The 23,500-nt window shown below is 68.3% G+C and carries 21 protein-coding genes; 9 read left to right on the forward strand and 12 right to left on the reverse strand.

From position 1 onward, the window contains the following. The first annotated feature begins 151 nt into the window (after positions 1-151). From BN948_RS09195 to BN948_RS09215, 5 genes are all read left to right on the forward strand, one after another. Complete coding sequence (locus tag BN948_RS09195; RefSeq protein WP_009518644.1) at positions 152-1,387, forward strand: branched-chain amino acid ABC transporter substrate-binding protein; 1,236 nt, start codon at positions 152-154, stop codon at positions 1,385-1,387. Positions 1,388-1,465: 78 nt separating this feature from the next. Beyond that, positions 1,466-2,500, forward strand: a complete 1,035-nt coding sequence (locus BN948_RS09200; protein WP_009518643.1) for a branched-chain amino acid ABC transporter permease — start codon at positions 1,466-1,468, stop codon at positions 2,498-2,500. A gap of 3 nt (positions 2,501-2,503) precedes the next feature. Then, the gene (locus tag BN948_RS09205; protein WP_009518642.1) at positions 2,504-3,805 is read left to right on the forward strand and encodes a branched-chain amino acid ABC transporter permease; all 1,302 of its coding nucleotides are present in this window, start codon (positions 2,504-2,506) and stop codon (positions 3,803-3,805) included. After that, the gene (locus BN948_RS09210) at positions 3,802-4,587 is read left to right on the forward strand and encodes an ABC transporter ATP-binding protein (RefSeq protein WP_009518640.1); all 786 of its coding nucleotides are present in this window, start codon (positions 3,802-3,804) and stop codon (positions 4,585-4,587) included. Before BN948_RS09205 ends, BN948_RS09210 begins: the two co-directional genes overlap by 4 nt. After that, on the forward strand, positions 4,587-5,282 hold the full coding sequence (locus BN948_RS09215; protein WP_009518639.1) for an ABC transporter ATP-binding protein: 696 nt from the start codon (positions 4,587-4,589) through the stop codon (positions 5,280-5,282). Before BN948_RS09210 ends, BN948_RS09215 begins: the two co-directional genes overlap by 1 nt. Before the next feature lie 22 nt (positions 5,283-5,304). On the opposite strand, the gene BN948_RS09220 is transcribed toward BN948_RS09215, so the two are convergent. From BN948_RS09220 to BN948_RS25605, 4 genes are all read right to left on the reverse strand, one after another. After that, positions 5,305-6,108 (reverse strand): hypothetical protein, encoded by an 804-nt coding sequence (locus BN948_RS09220; protein WP_009518638.1) that lies wholly within the window; start codon positions 6,106-6,108, stop codon positions 5,305-5,307. Continuing rightward, positions 6,105-6,518 carry a type III secretion system chaperone gene (locus BN948_RS09225; protein ID WP_009518637.1) on the reverse strand — a complete coding sequence of 138 codons (414 nt, stop codon included), beginning with the start codon at positions 6,516-6,518 and terminating at the stop codon, positions 6,105-6,107. Before BN948_RS09225 ends, BN948_RS09220 begins: the two co-directional genes overlap by 4 nt. Before the next feature lie 112 nt (positions 6,519-6,630). After that, positions 6,631-8,715 (reverse strand): ATP-binding response regulator, encoded by a 2,085-nt coding sequence (locus BN948_RS09230; RefSeq protein WP_009518636.1) that lies wholly within the window; start codon positions 8,713-8,715, stop codon positions 6,631-6,633. A 79-nt stretch (positions 8,716-8,794) separates the two neighbouring features. Continuing rightward, positions 8,795-9,499: an N-acyl amino acid synthase FeeM domain-containing protein gene (locus BN948_RS25605; protein WP_009518635.1), complete on the reverse strand. Its 705-nt coding sequence runs from the start codon at positions 9,497-9,499 to the stop codon at positions 8,795-8,797. Between the two features lie 362 nt (positions 9,500-9,861). Between BN948_RS25605 and BN948_RS09240 the strand changes: the two genes are divergently transcribed. From BN948_RS09240 to BN948_RS09255, 4 genes are read left to right on the forward strand one after another with little or no spacing between them, the layout of a single operon-like run. Then, positions 9,862-11,976: a 3-hydroxyacyl-CoA dehydrogenase NAD-binding domain-containing protein gene (locus tag BN948_RS09240; RefSeq protein ID WP_009518634.1), complete on the forward strand. Its 2,115-nt coding sequence runs from the start codon at positions 9,862-9,864 to the stop codon at positions 11,974-11,976. Positions 11,977-12,004: 28 nt separating this feature from the next. Next, positions 12,005-13,180 (forward strand): acetyl-CoA C-acyltransferase, encoded by a 1,176-nt coding sequence (locus tag BN948_RS09245; RefSeq protein WP_009518633.1) that lies wholly within the window; start codon positions 12,005-12,007, stop codon positions 13,178-13,180. A 14-nt stretch (positions 13,181-13,194) separates the two neighbouring features. Next, positions 13,195-13,632 carry a PaaI family thioesterase gene (locus BN948_RS09250; protein ID WP_009518632.1) on the forward strand — a complete coding sequence of 146 codons (438 nt, stop codon included), beginning with the start codon at positions 13,195-13,197 and terminating at the stop codon, positions 13,630-13,632. A 13-nt stretch (positions 13,633-13,645) separates the two neighbouring features. Beyond that, the gene (locus BN948_RS09255; protein WP_009518631.1) at positions 13,646-15,469 is read left to right on the forward strand and encodes an acyl-CoA dehydrogenase; all 1,824 of its coding nucleotides are present in this window, start codon (positions 13,646-13,648) and stop codon (positions 15,467-15,469) included. A 31-nt stretch (positions 15,470-15,500) separates the two neighbouring features. On the opposite strand, the gene BN948_RS09260 is transcribed toward BN948_RS09255, so the two are convergent. The 8 genes from BN948_RS09260 to BN948_RS09295 are packed head-to-tail and all read right to left on the reverse strand — an operon-like array spanning position 15,501 to position 23,498. Further along, on the reverse strand, positions 15,501-17,186 hold the full coding sequence (locus tag BN948_RS09260; RefSeq protein WP_009518630.1) for a tannase/feruloyl esterase family alpha/beta hydrolase: 1,686 nt from the start codon (positions 17,184-17,186) through the stop codon (positions 15,501-15,503). 38 nt (positions 17,187-17,224) lie between these two features. Continuing rightward, positions 17,225-17,980 carry an SDR family oxidoreductase gene (locus tag BN948_RS09265; protein WP_009518629.1) on the reverse strand — a complete coding sequence of 252 codons (756 nt, stop codon included), beginning with the start codon at positions 17,978-17,980 and terminating at the stop codon, positions 17,225-17,227. Further along, positions 17,977-18,879, reverse strand: a complete 903-nt coding sequence (locus tag BN948_RS09270; protein WP_009518628.1) for an SDR family NAD(P)-dependent oxidoreductase — start codon at positions 18,877-18,879, stop codon at positions 17,977-17,979. The genes BN948_RS09265 and BN948_RS09270 overlap by 4 nt, the downstream gene beginning before the upstream one ends. 15 nt (positions 18,880-18,894) lie before the next feature. Then, positions 18,895-19,827 (reverse strand): 3,5-dioxohexanoate:acetyl-CoA acetone transferase, encoded by a 933-nt coding sequence (gene kce, locus BN948_RS09275; RefSeq protein ID WP_009518627.1) that lies wholly within the window; start codon positions 19,825-19,827, stop codon positions 18,895-18,897. Positions 19,828-19,862: 35 nt separating this feature from the next. Continuing rightward, complete coding sequence (locus BN948_RS09280) at positions 19,863-20,573, reverse strand: ABC transporter ATP-binding protein (protein ID WP_009518626.1); 711 nt, start codon at positions 20,571-20,573, stop codon at positions 19,863-19,865. Further along, positions 20,570-21,325, reverse strand: coding sequence for an ABC transporter ATP-binding protein (locus BN948_RS09285; protein WP_009518625.1), 756 nt, complete (start codon positions 21,323-21,325; stop codon positions 20,570-20,572). Before BN948_RS09285 ends, BN948_RS09280 begins: the two co-directional genes overlap by 4 nt. Beyond that, a complete protein-coding gene (locus BN948_RS09290; protein WP_009518624.1) occupies positions 21,322-22,548 on the reverse strand; it encodes a branched-chain amino acid ABC transporter permease in 1,227 nt (408 codons plus the stop codon). Before BN948_RS09290 ends, BN948_RS09285 begins: the two co-directional genes overlap by 4 nt. A gap of 8 nt (positions 22,549-22,556) precedes the next feature. Continuing rightward, on the reverse strand, positions 22,557-23,498 hold the full coding sequence (locus tag BN948_RS09295; RefSeq protein WP_009518623.1) for a branched-chain amino acid ABC transporter permease: 942 nt from the start codon (positions 23,496-23,498) through the stop codon (positions 22,557-22,559). Positions 23,499-23,500 lie beyond the last annotated feature (2 nt).

Consider the following 23,500-nt stretch of genomic DNA (forward strand, 5'->3'; position numbering starts at 1 on the left):
ACGGTTGGTGACAGTCCCATGGCCGCGCCATGACGGTGCAGGGTGTCGCCCAGGGGATAGGAGCCCGGGCAATCCCTGAAGCGACCACACGCCGCTACGCCTTACGCTGCGAAGGTTTGTGGCTCAACACACTCATCAAGGAGACAAAGGCATGAAATCGAGCATGAAGGCCCTGGCCGCCGCGGCCCTGCTGGTGGCGTCCGGCGCGTCGTTCGCCCAGGCGGGCGAGACGGTGAAGATGGTTCGCATCGACCCCCTGACCGGCCTGCTGGGCCCCGTTGGCGTGAGCCAGTTCAAGGGCTACCAGTTCTTCGCCGAGAAATTCAGCGGCAAGGGCAACCCGGCCGGCGTGAAGTTCGAGATCACCGCGATCGACAACAAGCTCAGCCCGGCCGAAAGCCTCAACGCGCTGAAGGCCGCCATCGACCAGGGCGCGCGCTACATCATCCAGGGCAACGGCTCGTCGGTCGCGCTGGCGCTGTCCGACGCGGTGGAAAAGCACAACGCGCGCAACCCCGGCAAGGAGGTCCTGTACCTCAACGACTCGGCGGTGGACCCGGACCTCACCAACAGCAAGTGCAGCTACTGGCACTTCCGTTTCGACGCCGACACGTCGATGAAGATGGAAGCCATGTCCAGCTTCATCGCCACGCAGCCGGACATCAAGAAGATCTACCTGCTCAACCAGAACTACTCGCACGGCCACCAGGTCGTGAAGTACGCCAAGGAAACCATCGGCCGCAAGCGCCCCGACATCCAGTTCGTGGGCGAAGACCTGCACCCCCTGGCCCAGACGCGCGACTTCGCGCCCTATATCGCCAAGATCAAGGCCGCGGGCGCCGACACGGTGATCACCGGCAACTGGGGCTCCGACCTGTCGCTGCTCATCAAGGCCGCCAATGAGAACGGCTACAACGGCAAGTTCTTCACGTACTACGCCGGCGTCACCGGCACGCCCACCGCGCTGGGCACCAACGGCGCCGGCCGCGTCTACCAGATTGCCTACAACCACTACAACATGGGCGGGCAGATGGAGAAGTGGATGAAGGAGTTCAACCAGAAGTACAACGACGACTTCTACACCGGCTCCACCATCCGCATCTACGAGATGCTGGGCGCGGCCATGGCCAAGGCCAAGTCCACCGACCCGGTGAAGGTGGCCGCCGCCATGGAAGGCCTGAGCGTCAAGAGCTTCAACGGTGAGGTGCAGATGCGCAAGACCGACCACCAGCTGCAGCAGCCGCTGTACATGTCGGTCTGGCAGAAGGCCGACGCCAAGTACCCCTACAGCCCCGAGAAGACCGGCATGACCCTGGCCCCGGTGGCGGAGTACCCGAACTACGTGTCGAGTACCCCCACGAGTTGCCAGATGAAACGCCCCGGCTGAGCAAGCTGCTCCCCTGAGGAGCCCGAGGCGGGGTGCCGTTTCGGGCTCTTTCAATTTCAACGATGAAGGTCTGAGGGAATGGAGTTTTTCATCATCTCGATGCTGAACGGGCTGAGCTACGGGCTGCTGCTGTTCATGCTCAGCTCGGGGCTCACGCTGATCTTCAGCATGATGGGCGTGCTCAACTTCGCGCACGCCAGCTTCTACATGCTGGGCGCCTACGTGGGTTACACCGTGGCGCAGTTCGTGGGCTTCTGGCCGGCCCTGGTCGTCGCGCCCATCGTGGTCGGCCTGCTGGGCGCCGCCTTCGAACGCCAGTGCCTGCGCAAAGTGCACAAGTACGGCCACGTGCCCGAGCTGCTGGTCACCTTCGGCCTGTCCTACGTCATCGTCGAGCTGGTGCAGCTCATCTGGGGCCGCATCGCGGTGGAATTCCGCCCGCCCGAGCAGTTGCAGGGCCCGGTGTTCACCCTCATCAACCATTCCGTCGACGGCCTGCGCCTGATCTGGGGCACGGCCGCGCCCGAGCTGTGCAGCGCCGCCGACGCGGCGGTGCGCGTGGTGTGCTCGCCGTTCCCCGCCACGCGCGGCTTCATGATGCTGGTGGCGGTGGTGATGCTGGCGTCGGTCTGGCTGCTGCTCACGCGCACGCGCATCGGCCTGGTGATCCAGGCCGCGCTCACGCACCCGCAGGCGGTGGAGTCGCTGGGCCACAACGTGCCGCGCGTGTTCATGCTGGTGTTCGGCGCCGGCTCGGCGCTGGCGGGCCTGGCTGGCGTCATCGGCGGCAGCACGTTCCTCACCGAACCGGCCATGGCGGCCACAGTGGGCTCGGTCATCTTCGTGGTGGTGGTGGTGGGCGGCATGGGCTCGCTCTCCGGCGCCTTCGTGGCCTCGCTGCTCATCGGCGTGATCCAGACCTTCGCCGTGGCCTTCGAGTACTCGCTGCTCACGCTGTTCGAGCAGATCGGCGTGCCCCTGTCCGACAGCCTGCGCAACAACTCCTACATCCGGCTCACGCTGTCGCAGGTGGCCCCCATCCTGCCGTACCTGTTCCTGGTGCTGATCCTGATCTTCCGCCCGCGTGGCCTTCTCGGCAAACGGGAGGGCTGAGCCATGAACACGACCACATCCACGCTTGCGCCCGTGCGGCGCTTAAACACCGGTCGCTGGCTCATCTGGGGCAGCTTCGCGCTGCTGCTGATCGTGGCACCCCACATCTGGGGCAGCGGCCTGGGCCTGACGGTGCTCTCGCAGATGGGCATCGCCATCATTGCCTGCCTGTCCTACAACATGCTGCTGGGGCAGGGCGGCATGCTCAGCTTCGGGCACGCGGTGTACACGGGCCTGGGTTCCTTCATGGCCATTCACGCACTCAACCGCGTCACCGAAGGCGCGATGCAGATGCCCGTGTCGCTGATCCCCATCGTGGGCGGCCTGGCGGGCCTGGGCTTCGCGGTGCTGTTCGGCTACGTCACCACGCGCAAGTCGGGCACCACCTTCGCCATGATCACCCTGGGCCTGGGCGAGCTGGTGTTCGCGCTGTCGCTCATGATTCCCGAGTTCTTCGGCGGGGAGGGTGGCGTCTCGGGCGACCGCATGGCTGGCGAGCCCTTCATGGGCATCACCTTCGGGCCGCAGCGGCAGGTGTACTACCTCATCGCGGTCTACACCTTCGTCTGCGTGGCGCTCATGTACGCCTTCACGCGCACGCCGCTGGGCCGCATGCTCAACGCCGTGCGAGACAACCCCGAGCGCGTGGAGTTCGTGGGCTACGACACGCAGAAGGTGCGTTACCTGGCCTTCATCATCGCGGGCTTCTTCGCCGGCATCTCGGGTGGCCTGGCCGCGCTCAATTTCGAGATCGTCACGGCCGAGGTGGTGGGCGCGGCGCGCTCCGGCGCCTACCTGCTGTTCACCTTCCTGGGCGGCGCCACCTTCTTCTTCGGGCCCATCATCGGCGGCGTGCTGATGGTGCTGGCGCTGATCCTGCTGTCCGAGCTCACCAAGGCCTGGCTGCTCTACCTGGGGCTCATCTTCCTCTTCATGGTGATGTACGCGCCCGGCGGCATCGCGGCGCTGATCATGATGAACGTGCGCGTGGCGGCTTATGGCCGCTTGCGCGAACTCACCGGCAGCTACCTCGCGCTGTTCGCGGCCACTGTGGTGATGCTGCTGGGCGCGGCGGCCATCATCGAGATGGTCTACCACCTGCAGCTCAGCACCACGCTGGGCGACGAGCTGAACTTCCTGGGCCTCACGCTGCATGCGCGCGGCTGGGCGAGCTGGATCGGCGCCGTGCTGGTGGCGGCGGTGGGCTTCGGCCTGTTCGAGCTCACGCGCAAGCGCTTCGCGCGCCGCTGGGGGGCGATCCAGGAAGACATCGAGAACCAGATCAAGCAGAAGGAGGCGGCGTGAGCGGCATCGCACCCACCCCCGCGTTGGAACTGAGGGACCTGCGCAAGAGCTTCGGCAAGACCGAAATCATCCGTGGCGTGAACCTGGCCGTGCAGCCGGGCGAGCGCGTGGGCATCATCGGCCCCAACGGCGCGGGCAAGTCCACGCTGTTCAACCTCATCAGCGGGCGCTTCGCGCCCACCAGTGGCCAGGTGCTGCTCAACGGTCAGCGCATCGACGGCAAGCGGCCGTTCGAGATCAACCGCGCGGGCCTGTCGCGCAGCTTCCAGATCACCAACATCTTCCCCAAGCTCAGCGTGTTCGAGAACCTGCGCTGCGGGGTGCTGTGGAGCCTGGGCTACCGCTACACCTTCCTGAAGTTCCTGGCCGACCTGACCGACGCCAACGCGCGCGCGGAACAACTGCTGCACATGATCCAGCTCGACCGCAAGCGCGACGTGCTGGCGATGAACCTCACCTACGCCGAGCAGCGCGCGCTGGAGATCGGCATCACCATCGCCGGCGGTGCCAACGTGATCCTGCTCGACGAGCCCACGGCCGGCATGAGCAAGAGCGAAACCAGCCGCTTCATCGCCCTGATCAAGGACGTGACCGAGGGCAAGACCCTGCTGACGGTGGAGCACGACATGGGCGTGGTGTTCGGCCTGGCCGACCGCATCGCCGTGGTGGTGTATGGCGAGGTGCTGGCCTTCGACACACCCGATGCGGTGCGGGCGAATGAGCGGGTTCAGGAGGCGTACCTGGGCTCGCACGTGGCCGAAGAACAAGGGGCGGGGCACTGATGCTGAAGATTGAAAACCTCCACGCCTACTACGGCAAGAGCCACGTGCTGCACGGCGTGGACTTCGAGGTGCGGGCGGGCGAGATCGTGGCGCTGCTCGGGCGCAACGGCTCGGGCCGTTCCACCACCGCCAAGGCCGTGATGGGCCTGGTGGACTGCGAGGGCAGTGTGTCGTGGAAGGGCCAGGAGATCGTGGGCCGCAAGGCCTACGAGGTGGCCCACCTGGGCCTGGGCTACGTGCCCGAGAACCGCGACATCTTCCCCACGCTCACGGTGCACCAGAACCTGATGCTCGGCCAGAAGGGCACGGGCAAGGGATCGCGCTGGGGCTTCGAGGACATGTACACCATGTTCCCGCGCCTGAAGGAACGGCAGCACACCGAGGCCGGCGTGCTATCGGGCGGCGAGCAGCAAATGCTGACCCTGTGCCGCACGCTCATGGGCGACCCGGACCTCATCATCATCGACGAGCCCACCGAGGGCCTGGCACCCAAGATCGTGGAGCTGGTGGCCGAGTACCTGCAGGCGCTCAAGGCGCGTGGCATCTCGGTGCTGCTGATCGAGCAGAAGCTTACCATCGCCATGCGCATCTCCGATCGCGCGTTGGTGATGGGGCACGGCAGCATCGTCTTCGACGGCACGCCGGAGCAGTTGAAGGCCGATCCGGCGGTGCGCAAGGAGTGGCTGGAGGTGTGAGGCGGCGCTGCCATGCCCTCCTTCACACGTCGTTCGGCGGATCGAGTGACCAGCCGAGGTGCTCGCAGACCTCGGTAGCCAGTGCCCGCGTGCTCCTTTTTCGATGTGGATTGGTGGCGCTATCGACCCAGTAGTCCTGGGTGTCCTGCTCATGGGCTCGCAGCAACGGCGACAGGGCCGATGGCAACCCCTCCGTGAAGCCCTCTCGGTGTGGTTCGTCGGGCTGGCGCCGCATGACCAGGAAGAGGCTCATGATGAACGTGTGCACCTGTGAGCCATGGTCGCACCATTGAAGGAGGGTCAGCAGGCCCAGTGCCATCTTCTGATCGTGCTCGTTGGTGGTGATCAGGTCGGTGATCAGTTCGCTCAAGGGTTTGGGCTGTCTGAGAAGCCGCACGGCGGCACTCGGGCGGCCTGTGCTTTTGGTTTGCAAATCGCACAGGCGGCCCAGTTGCTCGGCGAACTCGGCTTCGGCCTGCGACTCGGTGATGGCGGTCGCAGGGCGTGCCTTCTCGGGGGGCGCCGAGACGATGTCTTTCGGCGGGAACATGAAGGGCTCGCGCACGCCTCGCAGGAAGTTGTCGAGCACCGACGGCGGCAACAAGGCCAGTACGCCCAGGTGATGCAAGAGGGGTTCCTCCGGGAACTCCGGAGGCTCATCACGGTTCGGGCCGCCCCTGAAGACCTCGTGCACCGAGTGCCGGCTGGTGGTCTTGAGTGGCGTCTGGTGCGAGGTTGGGGGGGACTGGGGTGCTTCGCCGTTGTTCGCACCAGGTTCGTTCACACCAGGTGCGTTCTTGCGCTTGTTGCCCGTCAGACGGTTCATGCCGGGCTTCCTTCGGAGGTCACCCGGTCCAGGGCCTCGCGCCATTCGCGGTGCTGCGCCAGATGCGTGTCCAGCCGCTGCCCGAGCGTGGTTGCATCGAGCGCGGCGCGTGGCCACACCTCGGCCAGGAACAGTTGGCGGGTCGCCGGTTCGATCTGCACGACGGCCAGCGCGCGCTCGTCGGCCGGCAGCGGCACGGCATGGGACCAGGCCTGCGTGCGCCCGGCCAGGTCGTGCGTTTCGGGCAGCCGGCCGGGCACGCTGTAGAGCACCACGCGCTCGGTGCGGTCCAGGTCGCGCAGGTGAACCAGAACGTCACCGTCGAGGAGCAGGCTGCGCAACCGGCCGGCGTGAGGATCGTTGGCGGGTTGCCCGGCGGGCGGGCCCAGCAGGGCATCGAGTACGGACATGCGGGAATGGGCAACAAAAAGAGTTGCGCGGGCGACGCCCGCGCTGCGCACTCAGTTGCCGCAGTGATTCCGCGCGTTCCTCACGAAACCGCGAACGCTGTGGTGCTGCGGTTCAGGACTCGCTGGTGCGAGTGTCCGTGCCTGGCGCGACCCGCACGCCGCAGTACTGCCACAGCGCCCGCTCGGTCGCCTCGAGCAGCTCGCGCAACTCTTTTGCCCAAGCGGTGCCGCCGGGCCGTTGGCCCTCCAGCCAGGCGGCGTAGCGCTCGCGCGCACGGCCGTGCAGGGTCTGGGCGCCCACCTCGCCCGCCAGGCCCACCAGCGCGTGCAGCGACGCCGACACCGCCTCGCGGTCGCCTGCGGCGGCCGCCTGCTCCAGCGACTGCACGTGGCGTCGCAGGTCCAGCAGGGCGCGCGGCAGCAGGTCGTCCAGCAGGCCCAGGCGGCGGAAGTTCTCGATGCGCGCGGTGTTCAGCAGGTCGGCTGCGGGCGCCGGCGTGGGAGACACCGGCGCGGTGCTGCGGCCTTCCAGCGCGGCGCTCAAGGCGCGCTGCAGCGCCGTGGGGTCGATGGGTTTGCCGAGAACGCCCTGCATGCCGGCCGCGCGCGCGCGGGCCTGTACGGAGGCCGAATCGTTGGCGGTGAGGGCCAGCACGGGCACGCGGCCCGCGTCGCCGGGCAGGGCGCGCAGGCGCTGCGTGGCGGCGATGCCGTCGAGCCCCGGCATGTTGATGTCCATGAGGATGGCGTCAGGCAACTGGCCGGCCTCCAGCATGTCCAGCGCCTGCTGGCCGTGTTCGGCCTCCAGCACGGTCAGACCCAGCTCGCCCACCAGGGCGCGCGCGATGGTGCGGTTGAGTGGCTGGTCGTCGACGATGAGCACGCTGCGCCCGGCCAGGGAGACGCTGGCCGGCGCCACCGTGGTGACCGGGGCACCCACGGGTGCCAGCGGAAAGCGCAGAGTGAACTCGGTGAAGCGGCCCCATTCGGAGCGGCACTCGATGTCCCCGCCCAGGCCGCGCATGACACGGCGACAGAAGGACAGGCCCAAGCCCGTGCCCTCGGCCTTGCCGGTGGTCTGGAATTCCTCGAACAGGTGGGGCACGAACTCGGGGGTGATGCCCGGGCCCGTGTCGCGTACCACGATGCTGGGCTCGGGCTGGGTGGTGACGGTGAGGCGCACCGTCATGTCCGGGTGCAGCGGCGCGTAGTACAGCGCGTTCTTCAGCAGGTTGAAGAAGACCAGTTCCACCGCCGTGGGGTCGGCGCGGAAGCGGAAATCCTGCTCCACCACCACCTGCACGCGCTCGCGGTGTTCGGCGGCGTCGTAGGCGAAGTGATCCACCGCGCGGTGCGCCACCTCGGCGGCCGACAGCGTGTGCAGGCGTGCCTGGTCGGGGGTGTCGGGCTGCAACTGCTTCAGGGTGATCTCGATGGCCTGCAGGCCGCGCGCGATGGCTTCGTTGCCCTGCTGCACGCTGCCCAGCAACTGCTGGACCTTGGGCGACGAGAGCGCCACGGGCAGGCCCGTGCCACGGGTGCCCAGCGCATTGGCGATGTTGTCGAGCGCGTGGCGCACCTGCGCCAGGGGCGTGCGCATCTCGTGCGCGACAGAGCCTGCCAGGCCGATGTAGACGCGGCGCATGCGCTCGAGCTCGACGCGCTTCTGACCCTGATGCGACAGGGCGCCGCCGGCCACCAGCAAGGCCGAGCCGCCTGCGGCGAAGACGAAGTCGCGCGGCACGACGGGGTTGGACTCGAAGAGGAAGTACAGGCCCAGCGCCAGCGCATAGCCCAGCAGCAGGATGGTGACGCTGTTGCGCCAGTCGGCCAGCAACACGATGAGCACCGTGCACATCACCATGTTCACCACGAACGGTGTGCCGCCCCGGTTGAGCAGCATGGTGTACGACATCAGGAAGGACAGCGAGTAGAAGACCACCCACCACGAGTACGCGATGTAGTAGGGCTTCAGGCGGTCGGGCCACCAGCGGCGCAGGGCCAGGCCCAGGCAGAGCACAACGGCGGGCAAGCGCCACCACAGGTCGTCGTAACCACCGTCTCCCGCGGCGCGGCGCAGCGCGTACAGCACGGGAAAGGCAATGACGCCCACCACGCCGATCCATTGCAGCAGCGGCCGGTCCAGCTCGTGGTGGGCCCGGTAGCGATCGAAAAGGCTCCCCCCGCGTTTGCGCATGCGTCTCCTCGCCTGGCGTTGTCACCTCCCTTGCCGGCCCGGGAGCAGGACACACCGGCGGTGCTCCCCGGCGCGCGGGTCACTGTAGCAGCAGTGCTTCGCCCTGGGTTTCCAGCGGGGCCGGCGCGGTCACGGGTTCGTCGATGTGGAAGGCCCGCATGGACGCCTCGACCGAGGCGTGCACCAGCGCGCAGTCCAGGCCCGCCTGACTGCGCAGGGCGTGGATCTGGAAGCCGAAACGGCGGTACAGCCGGGTCATGCGCATCACGCAGGAGCCGTGCATGTGCTCCACGTGCTCGCGGCGCATCAATTCCATCAGCGACAGGCGCAGCAGCGGCGTGAGCAGGTCGGCGCGGCGGTGTTCGGGGGCCATCACCAGGCGGCCCACTTCCCAGCTGTTGCGGCCCAGGATGGCGGGATCGGTGACCAGGTCGGCCCAGAAGCGCTCGGTCAGCGTCAGGCCATGGCCGGAGGGAATGAAGCGGATGGTGGCGATGGCTTCACCGCCGCGCATCAACGCCATGACCACACCCGCGTCGTCCTTGTTGTCCTCCAGGGCGGCCAGGCCGGGGTCGAGCAGGTACTCCGACTTGAAGTCCGCCAGATCGCGCAGGTGGGCGATGCGCATGCGGTCGGCGCGCGTGGGCAGCACGAGGGCGCTCAGCGGGTCGGGCGCCTGCCAGGGCGTGACACCGGGCGCGGACCACGGGACGATGGGCTGTCCGGTGGCGTGGGTGCCGGTAGGGGGCGGGGCGACGGTGGCGAGGGTCTTGAACAGGTCCATGTGGGTTCTCCAAACGAAAAGCGATGAGCGGTGGCAGCAAGGTGTGCCAAAGTTGGCACTTGGACATTGTCAATTGCGCTTGTCTCACGGACGAGTCGTGAAAGCCTGGTGTCGCGTGCGGCAGACGCAGTGCAGCGGCCCTTCAGCTGCTCCGGCTTTTGAAGCGACTGGGGGTGGGCATCGAGGCGATTAGCACAGCCGTATTCGTTTTCGTTCCGCCCCATGCCCCACGTAGCCCTTACGTGTGCTCAGGCGTTTTGTCCCGACCGCGACAAACGCGGTTGGCGCTCTGGAAGCGCCTTTCTAGAATGTCAAAATCGAACGACCGTTCTTTTCCCTAAACCGCCATCGAAGGAACCCACATGACGGCTGAGTACAAGGTCCATGGAGACATCGCGCTGATCACGCTGAACAACCCGCCGGTCAACGGCCTGGGCCTGGCCACGCGCCAGGGCATCACGGCCGGGCTGGAGCAGGCGCAGGCCGACCCGGCCGTCAAGGCCGTCGTGCTCACGGGCGCGGGCAAGGCGTTCTCGGGCGGCGCGGACATCAAGGAGTTCGGCACGCCCAAGGCGCTGGCCGAGCCCAACCTGCTCAGCGTGATCCTCGCAGTGGAGAACTGCAGCAAGCCCGTGGTGGCCGCCATCCACAGCGTGGCCATGGGCGGCGGACTCGAGCTCTCGCTCGGTTGCCACTACCGCATCGCCGCGCCGGGCGCCAACATCGCGCTGCCCGAGGTGAAGCTGGGCCTGATTCCCGGTGCTGGCGGCACGCAGCGCCTGCCGCGCGTGTTGGGTGTCGAAGCCGCGCTCAACATGATCGTGAGCGGCGAGCCGGTGAAGAGCGAAATGCTCGCCCAACTGCCGGGCCAGAAGCTGTTCGACAAGATGGCCAGCAGCCCCGAGAAGCTGGCTGAGGAAGCCATCGCCTTCGCGAAGGAAGTGGCCGCGAAACACGCCGACGGCAGCCCCCTGCCGCTGGTGCGCAACCTGCCCTGCAAGCACAAGGACGGCGACGCCTACTTCCAGTTCGCGCGCAACATGGTCAAGGGCATGGCGAAGAACTTCCCGGCGCCCGCCAAGTGCGTGGACGCGGTGGAAGCCGCCACCAAGCAGAAGTTCGACCAGGGCATGCTCACCGAACGTGAGATGTTCATCAACCTGATGTGGACGCCCGAGTGCCGTGCGCTGCGCCACCTCTTCATGGCCGAGCGCGCCGCCAGCAAGATCCCCGACGTGCCGGAAGACACGCCGCAGCGCAAGATCGAGAAAGTGGCCGTCATCGGCGCCGGCACCATGGGTGGCGGCATCTCCATGAACTTCCTGAACGCGGGCATCCCCGTGACCATCCTGGAGATGAAGCAGGAAGCGCTGGACCGTGGCGTGGGCGTGATGCGCGGCAACTACGAGGCGCAGGTCAAGAAAGGCAAGCTCAAGCAGGACAAGCTGGATGCGCGCATGGGCCTGCTCAAGACCACGGTGAACTACGAGGACATCAAGGACGCCGACCTCGTGATCGAGGCCGTGTTCGAGGAGATCGGTGTCAAGGAGGCGGTGTTCAAGAAGCTCGACGAGGTGATGAAACCCGGCGCGATCCTCGCGTCCAACACCTCCACGCTGGACGTCAACAAGATCGCCAGCTTCACCAAGCGCCCGCAGGACGTGGTGGGCCTGCACTTCTTCAGCCCGGCCAACGTGATGAAGCTGCTGGAGGTGGTGCGCGGCGAGAAGACCGCCAAGGACGTGATGGCCACCGTGATGGCCGTGGCCAAGAAGATCAAGAAGACGGCGGTGGTGTCCGGCGTGTGCGACGGCTTCATCGGCAACCGCATGATCGAGCAGTACGGCCGCCAGGGCGGCTTCCTGCTGGACGAAGGCTGCACGCCCGCGCAGGTGGACCGCGCGATCGAGAAGTTCGGCTTCGCCATGGGCCCGTTCCGCATGGGCGACCTGGCCGGCAACGACATCGGTTGGGCGATCCGCAAGCGCCGCTACACCGAGAAGCCCGACATGAAGTACAGCAAGACCGCCGACCTGCTGTGCGAGAAAGGCCGCTTCGGCCAGAAGGTGGGCAAGGGCTGGTACGACTATGTGCCCGGCAAACGCGACGCCATTCCCAACGCCGAGGTGGAGCAGATGATCGTGGAGCACCGCAAGGCCCTGGGCATCACGCCGCGCAAGATCAGTGACGAGGAGATCGTGCAGCGCCTGGTGTTCTCTCTGGTGAATGAGGCCGCGCACATCCTGGAAGAGGGCATCGCCAACAAGGCCAGCGACATCGACGTGGTCTACATCTTCGGCTACGGCTTCCCGGTGCACCGCGGTGGCCCGCTGAAGTACGCGGACGAGGTGGGGTTGTTCAACGTGGCCCAGGCCATGAAGCGCTTCCAGAAGAACCCGCTCGACGATGCGAAGTTCTGGGAACCGGCTCCCTTGATCCAGAGGCTCGTCGCCGAGGGAAAAAATTTCAACGGCTGATGCCCCGCACCGAATCAGGAGAAATCACATGAGCAACGCCGTCATCGTTTCCACCGCCCGCACGCCGCTCACCAAGAGCTGGAAGGGCGCCTTCAACATGACCCATGGCGCCACCCTGGGTGGCCACGCCGTTCGCGCCGCGCTGGAGCGCGCGGGCGTGGAGGGCGCCGCCGTCGAAGACGTGATCATGGGCTGCGCCAACCCCGAGGGCGCCACGGGCGCCAACATCGCGCGCCAGATCGCGCTGATGGCCGATCTGCCCGTGAGCGTCTCAGGCATGACCGTCAACCGCTTCTGCTCCTCTGGCCTGCAGACCATCGCCATGGCCGCCCAGCGCGTGATCGCGGGCGAGGGCGACGTGTACGTGGCCGGTGGCGTGGAGAGCATCTCCTGCGTCCAGCAGGAGATGAACCAGCACATGCTGCGCGACCTGGATCTGGACAAGAAGAAGCCCGAGATCTACTGGAGCATGCTGCAGACCGCCGAGCAGGTGGCCAAGCGCTACAACATCTCGCGCGATGTGATGGACGAGTACGGCGCAGCGAGCCAGCAGAAGGCCTGCGCGGCCCAGGCCGCCGGCAAGTTCAACGACGAGATCGCGCCCATCACCGTCACCGCTGGCGTCGCCGACAAGGTGATGGGCCTGATCACGAAGAAGGTGACCGTGAGCGCCGACGAAGGCCTGCGCGAAGGCACCACCAAGGAAGGCATCAGCGGCATCAAGCCCGCGCTGCCGGGTGGCGTCATCACGGCCGGCAACGCCAGCCAGTTCAGCGACGGCGCGGGCGCCTGCGTGGTGGTGAGCGAGCAGTTCGCCTCGTCCAACAACCTCAAGCCCATCGGCCGCTTCCTGGGCTTCGCGGTGGCGGGCTGCGAGCCCGACGAGATGGGCATCGGCCCGGTGTACGCCGTGCCCAAGGTGCTCAAGAAGCTGGGCCTGAAGGTCAGCGACATCGACCTGTGGGAACTCAACGAGGCCTTCGCGGTGCAGGTGCTCTATTGCCGCGACAAGCTGGGCATTCCGGCCGATCGTTTGAACGTCAACGGCGGCGCCATCGCGGTGGGCCACCCGTATGGCGTGTCGGGCCAGCGCCTCACCGGTCATGCACTCATCGAAGGCAAGCGCCGCGGCGCCAAGCGCGTGTGCGTGACGATGTGCATCGGCGGCGGCATGGGCGCCGCTGGCGTGTTCGAAGTGCTCTGAGCGGGCGCGCCGCCATGGACGCCGCCGGCGTGAGCCCCGAGGTGTTCCTGGCCATGGGGCGCGAGGTGCTGGCCTTGCAGCCGTTCTCGCGCCTGATCGGTGCCGAGCTCGCCGCGCTCAGCCCCGGGCGCTGCGAGCTGCAGGTGCCGATCGGCGAGTCGGTGAAGCAGCAGCACGGCTTCGTGCACGGCGGCGTGGTGAGCTACGCCGCCGACAACGCGCTCACCTATGCGGGAGGCACGGCCTTGCGCGTGCCCGTGGTCACGAGCGAATTCAAGATCAACTACCTGCGGCCCGCCGTGGGCGAGCGCCTGATCGCGCGCGCCGAGGCCGTGCACGCGGGCCGCAGCCAGGCGGTGTGCCGCTGCGACGTGTTCGTGGTGCAAGGGGGCGAGGAGAAGCTGTGCGCGGTGGCGCAGGGCACCATCGCCGCGCTGCCACCCAAGACCTGACGAGAGAACCCCCATGAGCCTGCGCCCCACCGTCGACTTCCTGCTCAACGACTGGCTCGGGGTCGAATCCCTGAACCAGCGCGAGCGCTTCGCCGACCACAGCCGCGAGACCTTCGATGCCGTGCTCGACACCTGCGAGCGCATCGCGCGCGAGAAGTACGCGCCCTTCAACCGCACGGTGGACACGCAGGAGCCGCACTTCGACGGCGAACGCGTGGTCCTGCCGCAGGCCACGCACGACGCGCAGAAGGCCTACGCCGAGAGCGGCATGCTCAGCGCCGCGCAGGACTACGCCATCGGTGGCATGCAACTGCCCTACACGGTGGAAGCGGCGGCCAACGCGTTCTTCGCCATGGCCTCGGTCAGCATCGGCAGCGGCATGCTCACCACGGGCAACGCCAATCTGCTGATGGCGCATGGCACCGAGGCGCAGAAGCGCGTGTTCGCGCTCAACGAGTTCTCGGGCCGCTGGTCCGGCACCATGTGCCTGAGCGAGCCGCAGGCCGGATCGAGCCTGAGCGACGTGGCCACGCGCGCCACGCCCGATGGCGATGACTTCATGAATGACCCGCTGGGCCCGCGCTTTCGGCTCAAGGGCAACAAGATGTGGATCTCGGCCGGCGAGCACGAGCTCACCGAGAACATCATCCACCTGGTGCTGGCGAAGATTCCGGGAGCCGATGGCAAGCTGCCGCCGGGGGTGAAGGGCATCTCCTTGTTCATCGTGCCCAAGAAGCTGGTGGACGCGGACGCGAAGCTGACCGGCGAGCGCAACGACGTGGCCCTGGCCGGCCTGAACCACAAGTGCGGCTGGCGCGGCACCACCAACACGCTGCTGAACTTCGGCGAAGGCAAGTTCCCGGTGCGCGGCGGCGCAGGGGCGGTGGGCTACCTCGTCGGCCAGCCCGGCGAGGGCCTGCGCTGCATGTTCCACATGATGAACGAGGCCCGCATTGGCGTGGGCATGGCCGCCACCATGCTGGGCATGGCGGGCTACCACGCCAGCCTCGACTATGCGAAGAACCGGCCTCAGGGCAGGCCGGTCGGACCCGAGGGGAAGGACCCGTCGCGACCCCAGAGCCGCATCATCGAACACGCCGACGTGAAGCGCATGCTGCTGGCGCAGAAGAGCTACTGCGAAGGCGCGCTGGCGCTGGAGCTGTACTGCGCGCGGCTGGTGGACGAGCAGCACACCGGCGCGCCCGAGGCCGCCGACGAAGCGCGCCTGCTGCTGGAGGTGCTCACCCCCATCGCCAAGAGCTGGCCCAGCGAGTGGTGTTTGGAGGCCAACAGCCTGGCGATCCAGGTGCACGGCGGCTACGGCTATACGCGCGACTTTCCGGTGGAGCAGTACTGGCGCGACAACCGCCTGAACATGATCCACGAGGGCACGCACGGCATCCAGGCCATGGATCTGCTGGGCCGCAAGGTGCTGATGGAAAACGGCCGCGGCCTGCAGTTGCTGGCGCAGCGCATCAACGCCACCATCGAACGCGCCATGCACGTGCCCGACATGGCGGTGCATGGCAACGCCCTGGGTCAGGCGCTGGCGCAACTGGGCGCGGCCACCAAGGCCGCCTGGGCCACCGGCAACCCGGCCGAGGCGCTGGCCAATGCCGTGCCCTACCTGCAGGCCTTTGGCCATACGGTGCTGGCCTGGATCTGGCTCGACGTGGCCCTGGCCGCGCAGGCCTCACCCGAGAGCGCCGCGCGCACCGGGCGCCTGGGCGCCATGCGCTTCTTCTTCCACTACGAGCTGCCCAAGATCGGCGCCTGGCTCGCCGTGGTGAGCCAGCGCGACCCGACCTGCGCGGCGCTGCCGGAAGAGGCGTTCTAGGCGGGCGCGCCGCTCCTGGGCGCGCCAGCGTTCAGCGGTTGGTGCAGACGAAGGACGCCGCGGCGTTCACGTCTCCCGTGCCGCGGTACCGCGGCCAGGCGGGGTACTCGCACAGCGGACGCTGGCGCCCGGGCACGCCCACCGTGTCGGTGGTGACCTGTTCGCGCGGCGCCGCGCCCCTTTCCACCCAGTTTTCCAGGGCCGTCAGGGAGTCCCAGGTGGCGTTGAACACCGTGCTCACCGCGTGCCCGTAGCCCGGCACCTCGTAGTAGCGCACGAAGGTGTCCACCCGGGCCGGGCCCATCTGCGCCTGCAGGCGCTGGTAGTACTGCTCCGTGGCGCGGGCGCTCACCAGCACGTCCGACACCCCGTGCGCGAGCAGCAGCTTGCCGCCCCGGGCGGCAAAGGCGGTGAGGTCCGTGCCCACGTCGAGCTGGGTGCTGAGCGCGCTGAAACGGGACGCCCAGGGGCCGGGATTCTCCGGGTCCAGCGCCAGCGAATCGAAAGCCGGGTTGCGCGTGACACCGAGCTTGATCACCTGGTCGAGCTGCTTGGTGATGTAAGGCGCACCCGAGGGCACCGGCATGGCCGGTTGCTCGGTGCCCAGGTTGAGGAAGGTCTCGATCGGGTGCACCGGCGACGAGCCCGCCGCACCACCCAACGAGGCGCCCCAGACGTTGTAGCCCGGGTAGCCGCTGGAGCCGCTGGCCAGGAAGAAGTTGAACCGTGTCGCCGTGTTCATGGTGTTGAGCGCGGCGATCTGCGCGTCGGACAGGCAGGCGTCACCGGCATCGGTGCCACCGGCGCAGCGCAGGGGGGCGCCGGCGACCTGCGCCACGGCTGGGTCGAAGACGGCGTTGCACTGCGACTGGTGGCTCACCACGCCGTCGGCCACGCCGTCCAGCAGGTCGCAGGTTTCCAGCACCGCGCGCCGCAGCAGCGCGCGCTTGGCGGGGTTGGGGTAGGCGCCCGGTTGCGCCAGGGCACGGCTGGTGCGGTGGCCCGCCAGCATGGCCGAGAGCTGATTCCACGCCGGGTACCAGGCGATGATGCCGTCCCAGTCGCCCGGCCAGCGCTGCGCCAGCGAGAGCGCCTCTCGCCCGCCGGTGGAGCCGCCCGCAAAGTACGCGCGTTTGGGCGCGCCGCGACCGTAGTGCCTGCCGATCAGGAACACGGCCGCGTCGCGCGTCTTCTTGAGCGCCTCGCCACCGAAGTTGCGCTCTGCCTCCGCGTTCAGCAGGAACTGGCCGTCCAGCGACCCGGTGGCATTGGCCTGGTGGCCCGAATCGCTGGCGAACGTGGCATAGCCGCGCCCCAAGGGTGTGGGCTGGTCGGTCGGCCCCGCCGGCACATTGCCCGCCACGTTGGGCACCGTGCCATTGAAGCCGCCGCCGCCGAACATCATCCCCTTGCTGTTCCAGGCCACGGGCAGCGCCACGCGGAAGGTGATGCGCGGGGCCAGCGGATCGACCGGGGCGATGGTGCCGGTGAGGCGGCAGTGCTCGGGTGCGGCGGACGCATTCGATCCCGCGGCCGGCACCACCACCGCCTCGTTGACCTGTCCACCGCCCGTGGGCAGGCCGATGGCGCCCGCCGGGACGCTCAGCCCCTGCATCTGCGCGCACGGCAGCGGCCGGGCGTGCCCCTGGGCATGAAGGGCGGCGGCCGGGGCCAGCAGGGCCACGACACAGCCGCTCGCGACGAATCCTTTTCTCATCACTTCTGTCTCCTTCGTTGGGGGTGGAAAGGCCAGGCTTACAAGTCGTTCACGTACATGCGGTTCCAGGTCGGGCTGATGACGAGCTGGTTGATGCAAACGCCGGCGGGCAGCTCGGCGATGAAGCGGATGGTGTGTCCCAGGTCGTCGGGTTGCAGCATGCGCGAGCGCTCCTGCGCGGTGGGCGGCGAGGGCCGCGTGTCCAGGATGGGCGTGGCCACCTCGGCGGGGCACAGGCTGCAGGCGCGGATGCCGTTCACGCCGTCTTCCATGTTGATGGTCTCCGTCATCGCGACCACGGCGTGCTTGCTGCCGTTGTAGGCCGGTCCGGTGAGCTTGGGGTGGTGCACGCCGGCCCAGGACGACACGTTGATGACCAGGCCACTGCGACGTGCGCGCATGGCGGGCAGGACGGCATGCGTCGTGTAGAACATGCTGTCCAGGTTGGTCGCGATGACCTGGCGCCAGCCCTGCGCGGATTGGTCGTGCCAGAAGCGCTCGGGCGTGTTGGTGCCCGCGCAGTTCACCAACACGTCCAGGCGGCCGCCGTGGCGCTGCAGCAGTTGCGAGGCTGCGGCCGCCACGGCCTGGGCATCGGTCACGTCCAGCGCCGCCACCTCGGCCAGGCCACCGGCGGCGCGGATCTGTTCGGCCGCTGCCTCCAGCAGACCCGCGCGTCGCCCGGACAGCACCACGGTGGCGCCAGCACCGGCCAGCGCACGGGCCGCCGCCAGCCCGATGCCGGAGCCGGCCCCGGTGACCCAGGCCACCTGTCCTTGCAGGCCGGCGCTCATGCGGCACCTTCCACGGCGCGCTCGCCCAACTTCAGCTCATGCGCGTACTGCTCCCAGCCAGACCCCGGGACACGTTCTCCCTCGCGGCTGCGGACCTCGGCCAGACGCTGGCACAACTGCTCGGCGGCGCGGGCCTGGTCGGCGATGTGGATGCCCTGCGTCATGGTGATGTGCGCGGCCTCGAAGCTGCCCGCACCCGCCAGCAGGATGGTGCGGTTGGGCGCGTCTTCGCAGACGAGGGGAATCAGTGCGGGGCTGACCCGTTCCGGCGTGAGCCGGGCCAGCGCCTCGGGCGGCAGGATGCCGTGCGTCATGCCCGTGGCGGCTGAGGGGGCCAGGCAGTTGACGCGGATGTTGCGCTTGTCACCTTCCAGCGCCAGCGTCTGCATCAGGCCCACCAGCGCCATCTTGGCGGCCCCGTAGTTGGACTGGCCGAAGTTGCCGTACAGGCCCGACGACGAGGTGGTCATCACGATGCGGCCGTACTGCTGCTCCTGCATCTGCGGCCACACCGCCTTGGTGGCGTGGACGGCGCCCATGACGTGCACCTCCAGCACCAGGCGGAAGTCGTCCAGCGACATCTTGGCGAAGGACTTGTCCCGCAGGATGCCCGCGTTGTTGATGAGGATGTCGATGCGGCCCCACGCGGACATGGCCAGCTCGGCCATGTCCTGCATGTTGCCGGCCCGCGTGACGTCGCCCAGGTGCGCCAGGGCCTCGCCGCCCTGGGCGCGGATGGCGTCCACCACGGCCTGCGCGGCGGCGCTGCCGCTGGGGCTGCCGAGTTCGTTGACGATCACGCGCGCACCATGGCGCGCCAGTTCCAGGGCGTGGGCGCGGCCCAGGCCACCGCCGGCACCGGTGACGATGGCAACCCGTTCTTGAAGCAGTTTTTTCATGATGTGTGAAGGTGGTCAGAAGTTGACGGCGTCGGCGCCCTTGAGCGCCAGCAGGGTCCGGGCCTCGGCGGGTGTCGCGACCTCCAGGGACAGCTCGTCGAGAATGCGGCGGATCTTGCGCACCTGCTCGGCGCAACTGCTGGCCAGTTGGCCTTTGCCCAGGTAGAGGCTGTCTTCAAGCCCCACGCGCACGTTGCCGCCCATCACCGCGGCCATGGTCAGCAGCGGCATCTGGTGGCGCCCGGCGCCGAGCACGGAGAAGCGGTAACCGTCGCGGCCGAACAGGCGATCGGCCGTGGTGCGCATGGCGACGAGGTTTTCCGGGTCGGCGCCGAGGCCGCCGAGGATGCCGAAGATGCACTGCAGGAAGATGGGCCCATCGATCAGGCCCTCGTCGCGGAAGTGGGCCAGCGTGTAGAGGTGGCCCATGTCGTAACACTCGAACTCGAAGCGCGTGCCGCGCTCGCGGCCCAGCACCTGGAGGATGTGTTTGATGTCGGCGAAGGTGTTGCGAAAGATCAGGTCCTCCATGCCTTCGACGTAGGGCTTCTCCCACCCGTGCTGCCAGTTCGTGATCTTTCGCGCCACGGGGTGGATGGTGAAATTCATCGACCCCATGTTGAGCGAGCACATCTCGGGCGCCGCCTGCAGGGGGTAGGCCAGGCGCTCGGCCAGCGTCATGCGGGTGCTGCCGCCGGTGGTGATGTTGATGACCGCGTCGGTGGCGGCCTTGATGCGCGGCACGAAGCGGTCGAAGACCTTCGGGTCGGGCGTGGGCCGCCCGTCCGCCGGGTCGCGCGCGTGCAGGTGCAGGATGGCCGCGCCCGCCTCGGCGGCTTCGATGGCCTGCTCGGCGATCTGCTCGGGCGTGATCGCCAGGTGGGGCGACATGGTGGGCGTGTGCACCGAGCCGGTGACCGCGCAGGAGATGATGACTTTGTCGGACATGCGAAGGCTTGTGTGAAGTCTTGTAGGAAGGCTTCCTAGACGGCCAGCCACTGCGCGAGCAGCGCCGGATCGGATTGCAGTTGGGCGGGCGTGCCCTCGAACACGATGCGGCCATGGCCCATCACGCAGACGCGGTCCGACACCTTGAGCGCGATGGCCAGCTTCTGCTCGACCAGGACGACGGACACGCCCTGGGCGCGCATGTCGCGGATGCACTCGGCGACCTGCGCCACGATCATGGGCGCCAGCCCTTCCGTGGGCTCGTCGATCAGGATGACGCGCGGGTTGCCTAGCAGGGAGCGGCAGATCGTGAGCATCTGCTGCTCGCCGCCGGACAGGCTGCCCGCCCGGGTGTGGCGCCGCTCCTCGAGTCGGGGGAAGTAGTCGAACATCTGCCGCAGGGTCCAGCGCGGCGCGCCGGGTGCCGGGGGCTGTTCGCCCATGCGCAGGTTTTCGTCCACGGTGAGGTTGGCAAACACCTCGCGCTCTTCGGGCACATAGGCCAGGCCCGCGCGGCAGATGCGGCTGGGCGGGGAGCCGGTCAGTTCGCGGCCGGCCAGGCGCACGCTGCCCCGGCTGGGCGGCACCAGCCCCATCAGGGCCTTGAGCGTGGTGGAGCGGCCCGAGCCGTTGCGCCCGAGCAGGCTGAGCACCTCGCCCTGGCCGACGCGCAGGCCCACGCCTTGCAGGATGTGGCTCTTGCCGTAGAAGGCGTGCAGGTCGTGCACCTCGAGCAAGTCCGTCATGCCGCCACCTCCTCGCCCAGGTAGGCCTCGCGCACGCCCCGGTGCTGGCGGATCTCGTCCGGCGTGCCGGTGGCGATGACCTCGCCATACACCAGCACGCTGATGCGGTCGGCCAGCTTGAACACCACGTCCATGTCGTGCTCCACGATCAGCAGCGCACGGCCGGCGGTGACCTCGCGGATCAGATTCAAGGTGTACTCCGTCTCTTCGCTCGACATGCCCGCCATGGGCTCGTCGAGCAGGATGAGCCGGGGATCGGAGGCCACGGTCATCGCGATCTCCAGCGAGCGCTGCTCGGAGTAGCTGAGTTCACCGGCCAGGCCGGTGGCGCGCGTGTGCAGGCGCACCTGTTCGAGCAGCCGATCCGTGGCTTCGCGCAGGCCGGGCAAACGCTCGACGCGGCGCCAGAACGCCGTGGGCTGCGGCTGCTGGCGCATCACCGCCAGGCGCACGTTCTCGAACACCGTCAGCCTGGGGAAGATGTTGGTGATCTGGAACGAGCGCGCCAGGCCCAGGCGGTTCACGCGCTGGGGCGACCAGCCGGTGATGTCGCGCCCCTGGAAGGCCACCGTGCCCGAGCTGGCGGCCAGGTTGCCCGAGATCAGGTGAAACAGCGTGGACTTGCCGGCGCCGTTGGGGCCGATGAGGGCGCGGCGCTCGCCCGGCGCCACCTCGAGGTCGACGCCGCGAATGATCTGCGTGTCGCCAAACGACTTGCACAGCGCCTTGAGTTGCAGGATGGGCTCGGTCATGCGGCGTCTTCCGGGGTGCGCAGGCGTTTGTGCGCGAAAGCCAGCAGGCCGCCGCCCAGGGCCATCAGGCCCAGCGGCCAGGCCCAGGTGGCCACGCTGGTCACGTCCCAGGTGGCATCGAGCAGGTTCACGGGCGGCCAGCCCTGCGCCTGGGCGGCCAGGGTGCGGTAGTCCTGCGAGCACAGACGCTGCAGCAGCTCGACCAGGAACACCGCGCCAGCGGCCAGCAGCAGGGCCGCCAGCAGCCAGGCCAGCAGCAGGGGCAGGGCCCGCGCGGCGCCCAGGCGCCGCACGCGCGACACCGCCAGGCCACCCAGGCCGACCAGGCCTTGCGGCATGAACATCATCACCAGCACGAACAGCACGCCCTGGTAGAGCAGCCAGGCCTGGGTGGTGTCGGACACGGCATAGCCGAAGAAGCTCATGAGCGCGGCACCCAGCGCGGGCCCCAGGAACACGCCGACGCCACCGATGTAGCTGTTGAGCACCACGCTGGCCGAGACGGCGGGGTCGAACACCACGTAGTTGGCCGCCTCGTTGGCGAGCACCTGCAGCGCGCCCGCCAGGCCCGAGAAGAGGCCGGAGATGGCGAAGGCCGACACGCTGAGGCGGTGCACGTCGTAGCCCAGGAATCGCAGGCGGTGGCTGTTCTCGCGCAGGCCCAGCGTCAGGCGCCCGGCCGGCGTGCGCGTGTGGAAGTGCAGCAGCAGCAGCGAGATCAGCACCCAGACCAGCGTTAGGTAGTACACCTGCGTGGTCGAGCCGAAATTCAGGCCCCAGGCCGGCATGCGCATGGTGGAGATGCCCGATTCACCACCGAACAGGCCCTTGAGCTGCGGTGCCAGCGAGTGCAGCAACTCCGCGATGGCCAGGGTGATCATGGCGAAGGCCGTGCCGCTGCGCTGGGTGGCGAACCAGCCCGCCACCACGCCGAAGGCCAGGCCCGCACCGGCGCCCACCAACGGCATCAGCGGCGTGGGCAACAGCCCGGTGCCGCCCAGGGCGTTCATGCCGTGGACGGTGGCAAACGCGCCCACGCCGAAATACGCCGCATGCCCGAAGGAGAGCATGCCGGCGCGACCCGCCAGCAGACCGTAGGCGCTGGCGAACAGGGCAGCGATCAGCATCTGCACGGCGGCGTTGAGCAACCCCGCCGACAGCAGGAACGGCAACACCGCGAGCAGGGCCACGCCGCCCGACAGGAGGGAGAGGGAGGTGCGCATGGGAAGAATCAGCTCTTGTCGCCCAGCAGGCCCTGGGGCCGCAACAGCAGGACGAGCAACATCAGGGCGAATGGCAGCGTGGACGCCAGACTGGACAGCTTGAGCGTGAGCAGGCCGCCCACGCCTTCGGCCCAGGCCCGCGCGCCCAACAGGCCCAGCAGGTCGGCCAGGCTGTGGTCGATGCCCACCGCCAGCGAGGTGAGCAGGCCGATCAGCAGGGACGCCAGCATGGCCCCCGCCAGCGAACCCAGGCCGCCGACCACCACCACCACGAAGACCATCACGCCGATCTCCAGCGCCATGTTCGGGCTCGTGGTGTAGAAGGCGCCGGCAATGGCGCCGGCCAGCCCCGCCAGCGCCGCGCCGACGCCGAACACGCCCATGAACACGAACTGCACGTTGTGGCCCAGGGCCTCCACCATGCGCGGCCGGTAGATGGCCGAGCGCACGATGATGCCGACGCGGGTGCGCGTGAGCAGCAGGTAGAGCAGCGCGAACATCGCCAGGGCCACGCCCCCCATCAGCAGGCGGTACAGGGGGTACTGCTGCCCGCCGAGCGAGAAGGCCGAACCGTCGAGTGCCGCGGGCACCTGGTAGTTCACCGGAAAGTTGCCGAACAGCAGCTTGATCGACTCGGCCACGATGAACGACAGCCCGAAGGTGAGCAGCAGTTCGTGCGCGTGGCCATGGTGGTGGACACGCCGCAGGAAGAAGCGCTCCACCACCGCGCCCACGCCGCCGGCCAGCAACATGGCCACCACGACCGCCGCGCCGAAGCCCAGCACGCCCTGCAGCGTGTAGGCGAAGTAGGCGCCGAGCATGTAGAACGATGCGTGGGCGAAGTTCAGCACCCCCATCATTCCGAACACCAGCGTCAGCCCCGCCGACACCATGAACAGCAGCAGACCGTAGATGACGCCGTTGAGCAGCGAGAACAGCAGGGTGTCCATGG

The sequence above is a fragment of the Hydrogenophaga intermedia genome, assembly GCF_000723405.1.
In the GTDB taxonomy this organism is placed as follows: Bacteria; Pseudomonadota; Gammaproteobacteria; order Burkholderiales; family Burkholderiaceae_C; genus Hydrogenophaga; species Hydrogenophaga intermedia.

Excerpts from the sequence above, each read along its gene's own strand:
- BN948_RS09195 (WP_009518644.1), top strand. The coding sequence starts at position 152 with ATGAAATCGAGCATGAAGGCCCTGGCCGCCGCGGCCCTGCTGGTGGCG.
- BN948_RS09200 (WP_009518643.1), top strand. The coding sequence starts at position 1,466 with ATGGAGTTTTTCATCATCTCGATGCTGAACGGGCTGAGCTACGGGCTG.
- BN948_RS09205 (WP_009518642.1), top strand. The coding sequence starts at position 2,504 with ATGAACACGACCACATCCACGCTTGCGCCCGTGCGGCGCTTAAACACC.
- BN948_RS09215 (WP_009518639.1), top strand. The coding sequence starts at position 4,587 with ATGCTGAAGATTGAAAACCTCCACGCCTACTACGGCAAGAGCCACGTG.
- BN948_RS09220 (WP_009518638.1), bottom strand. The coding sequence starts at position 6,108 with ATGAACCGTCTGACGGGCAACAAGCGCAAGAACGCACCTGGTGTGAAC.
- BN948_RS09225 (WP_009518637.1), bottom strand. The coding sequence starts at position 6,518 with ATGTCCGTACTCGATGCCCTGCTGGGCCCGCCCGCCGGGCAACCCGCC.
- BN948_RS09230 (WP_009518636.1), bottom strand. The coding sequence starts at position 8,715 with ATGCGCAAACGCGGGGGGAGCCTTTTCGATCGCTACCGGGCCCACCAC.
- BN948_RS25605 (WP_009518635.1), bottom strand. The coding sequence starts at position 9,499 with ATGGACCTGTTCAAGACCCTCGCCACCGTCGCCCCGCCCCCTACCGGC.
- BN948_RS09240 (WP_009518634.1), top strand. The coding sequence starts at position 9,862 with ATGACGGCTGAGTACAAGGTCCATGGAGACATCGCGCTGATCACGCTG.
- BN948_RS09245 (WP_009518633.1), top strand. The coding sequence starts at position 12,005 with ATGAGCAACGCCGTCATCGTTTCCACCGCCCGCACGCCGCTCACCAAG.
- BN948_RS09250 (WP_009518632.1), top strand. The coding sequence starts at position 13,195 with ATGGACGCCGCCGGCGTGAGCCCCGAGGTGTTCCTGGCCATGGGGCGC.
- BN948_RS09255 (WP_009518631.1), top strand. The coding sequence starts at position 13,646 with ATGAGCCTGCGCCCCACCGTCGACTTCCTGCTCAACGACTGGCTCGGG.
- BN948_RS09260 (WP_009518630.1), bottom strand. The coding sequence starts at position 17,186 with ATGAGAAAAGGATTCGTCGCGAGCGGCTGTGTCGTGGCCCTGCTGGCC.
- BN948_RS09265 (WP_009518629.1), bottom strand. The coding sequence starts at position 17,980 with ATGAGCGCCGGCCTGCAAGGACAGGTGGCCTGGGTCACCGGGGCCGGC.
- BN948_RS09270 (WP_009518628.1), bottom strand. The coding sequence starts at position 18,879 with ATGAAAAAACTGCTTCAAGAACGGGTTGCCATCGTCACCGGTGCCGGC.
- kce (WP_009518627.1), bottom strand. The coding sequence starts at position 19,827 with ATGTCCGACAAAGTCATCATCTCCTGCGCGGTCACCGGCTCGGTGCAC.
- BN948_RS09280 (WP_009518626.1), bottom strand. The coding sequence starts at position 20,573 with ATGACGGACTTGCTCGAGGTGCACGACCTGCACGCCTTCTACGGCAAG.
- BN948_RS09285 (WP_009518625.1), bottom strand. The coding sequence starts at position 21,325 with ATGACCGAGCCCATCCTGCAACTCAAGGCGCTGTGCAAGTCGTTTGGC.
- BN948_RS09290 (WP_009518624.1), bottom strand. The coding sequence starts at position 22,548 with ATGCGCACCTCCCTCTCCCTCCTGTCGGGCGGCGTGGCCCTGCTCGCG.
- BN948_RS09295 (WP_009518623.1), bottom strand. The coding sequence starts at position 23,498 with ATGGACACCCTGCTGTTCTCGCTGCTCAACGGCGTCATCTACGGTCTG.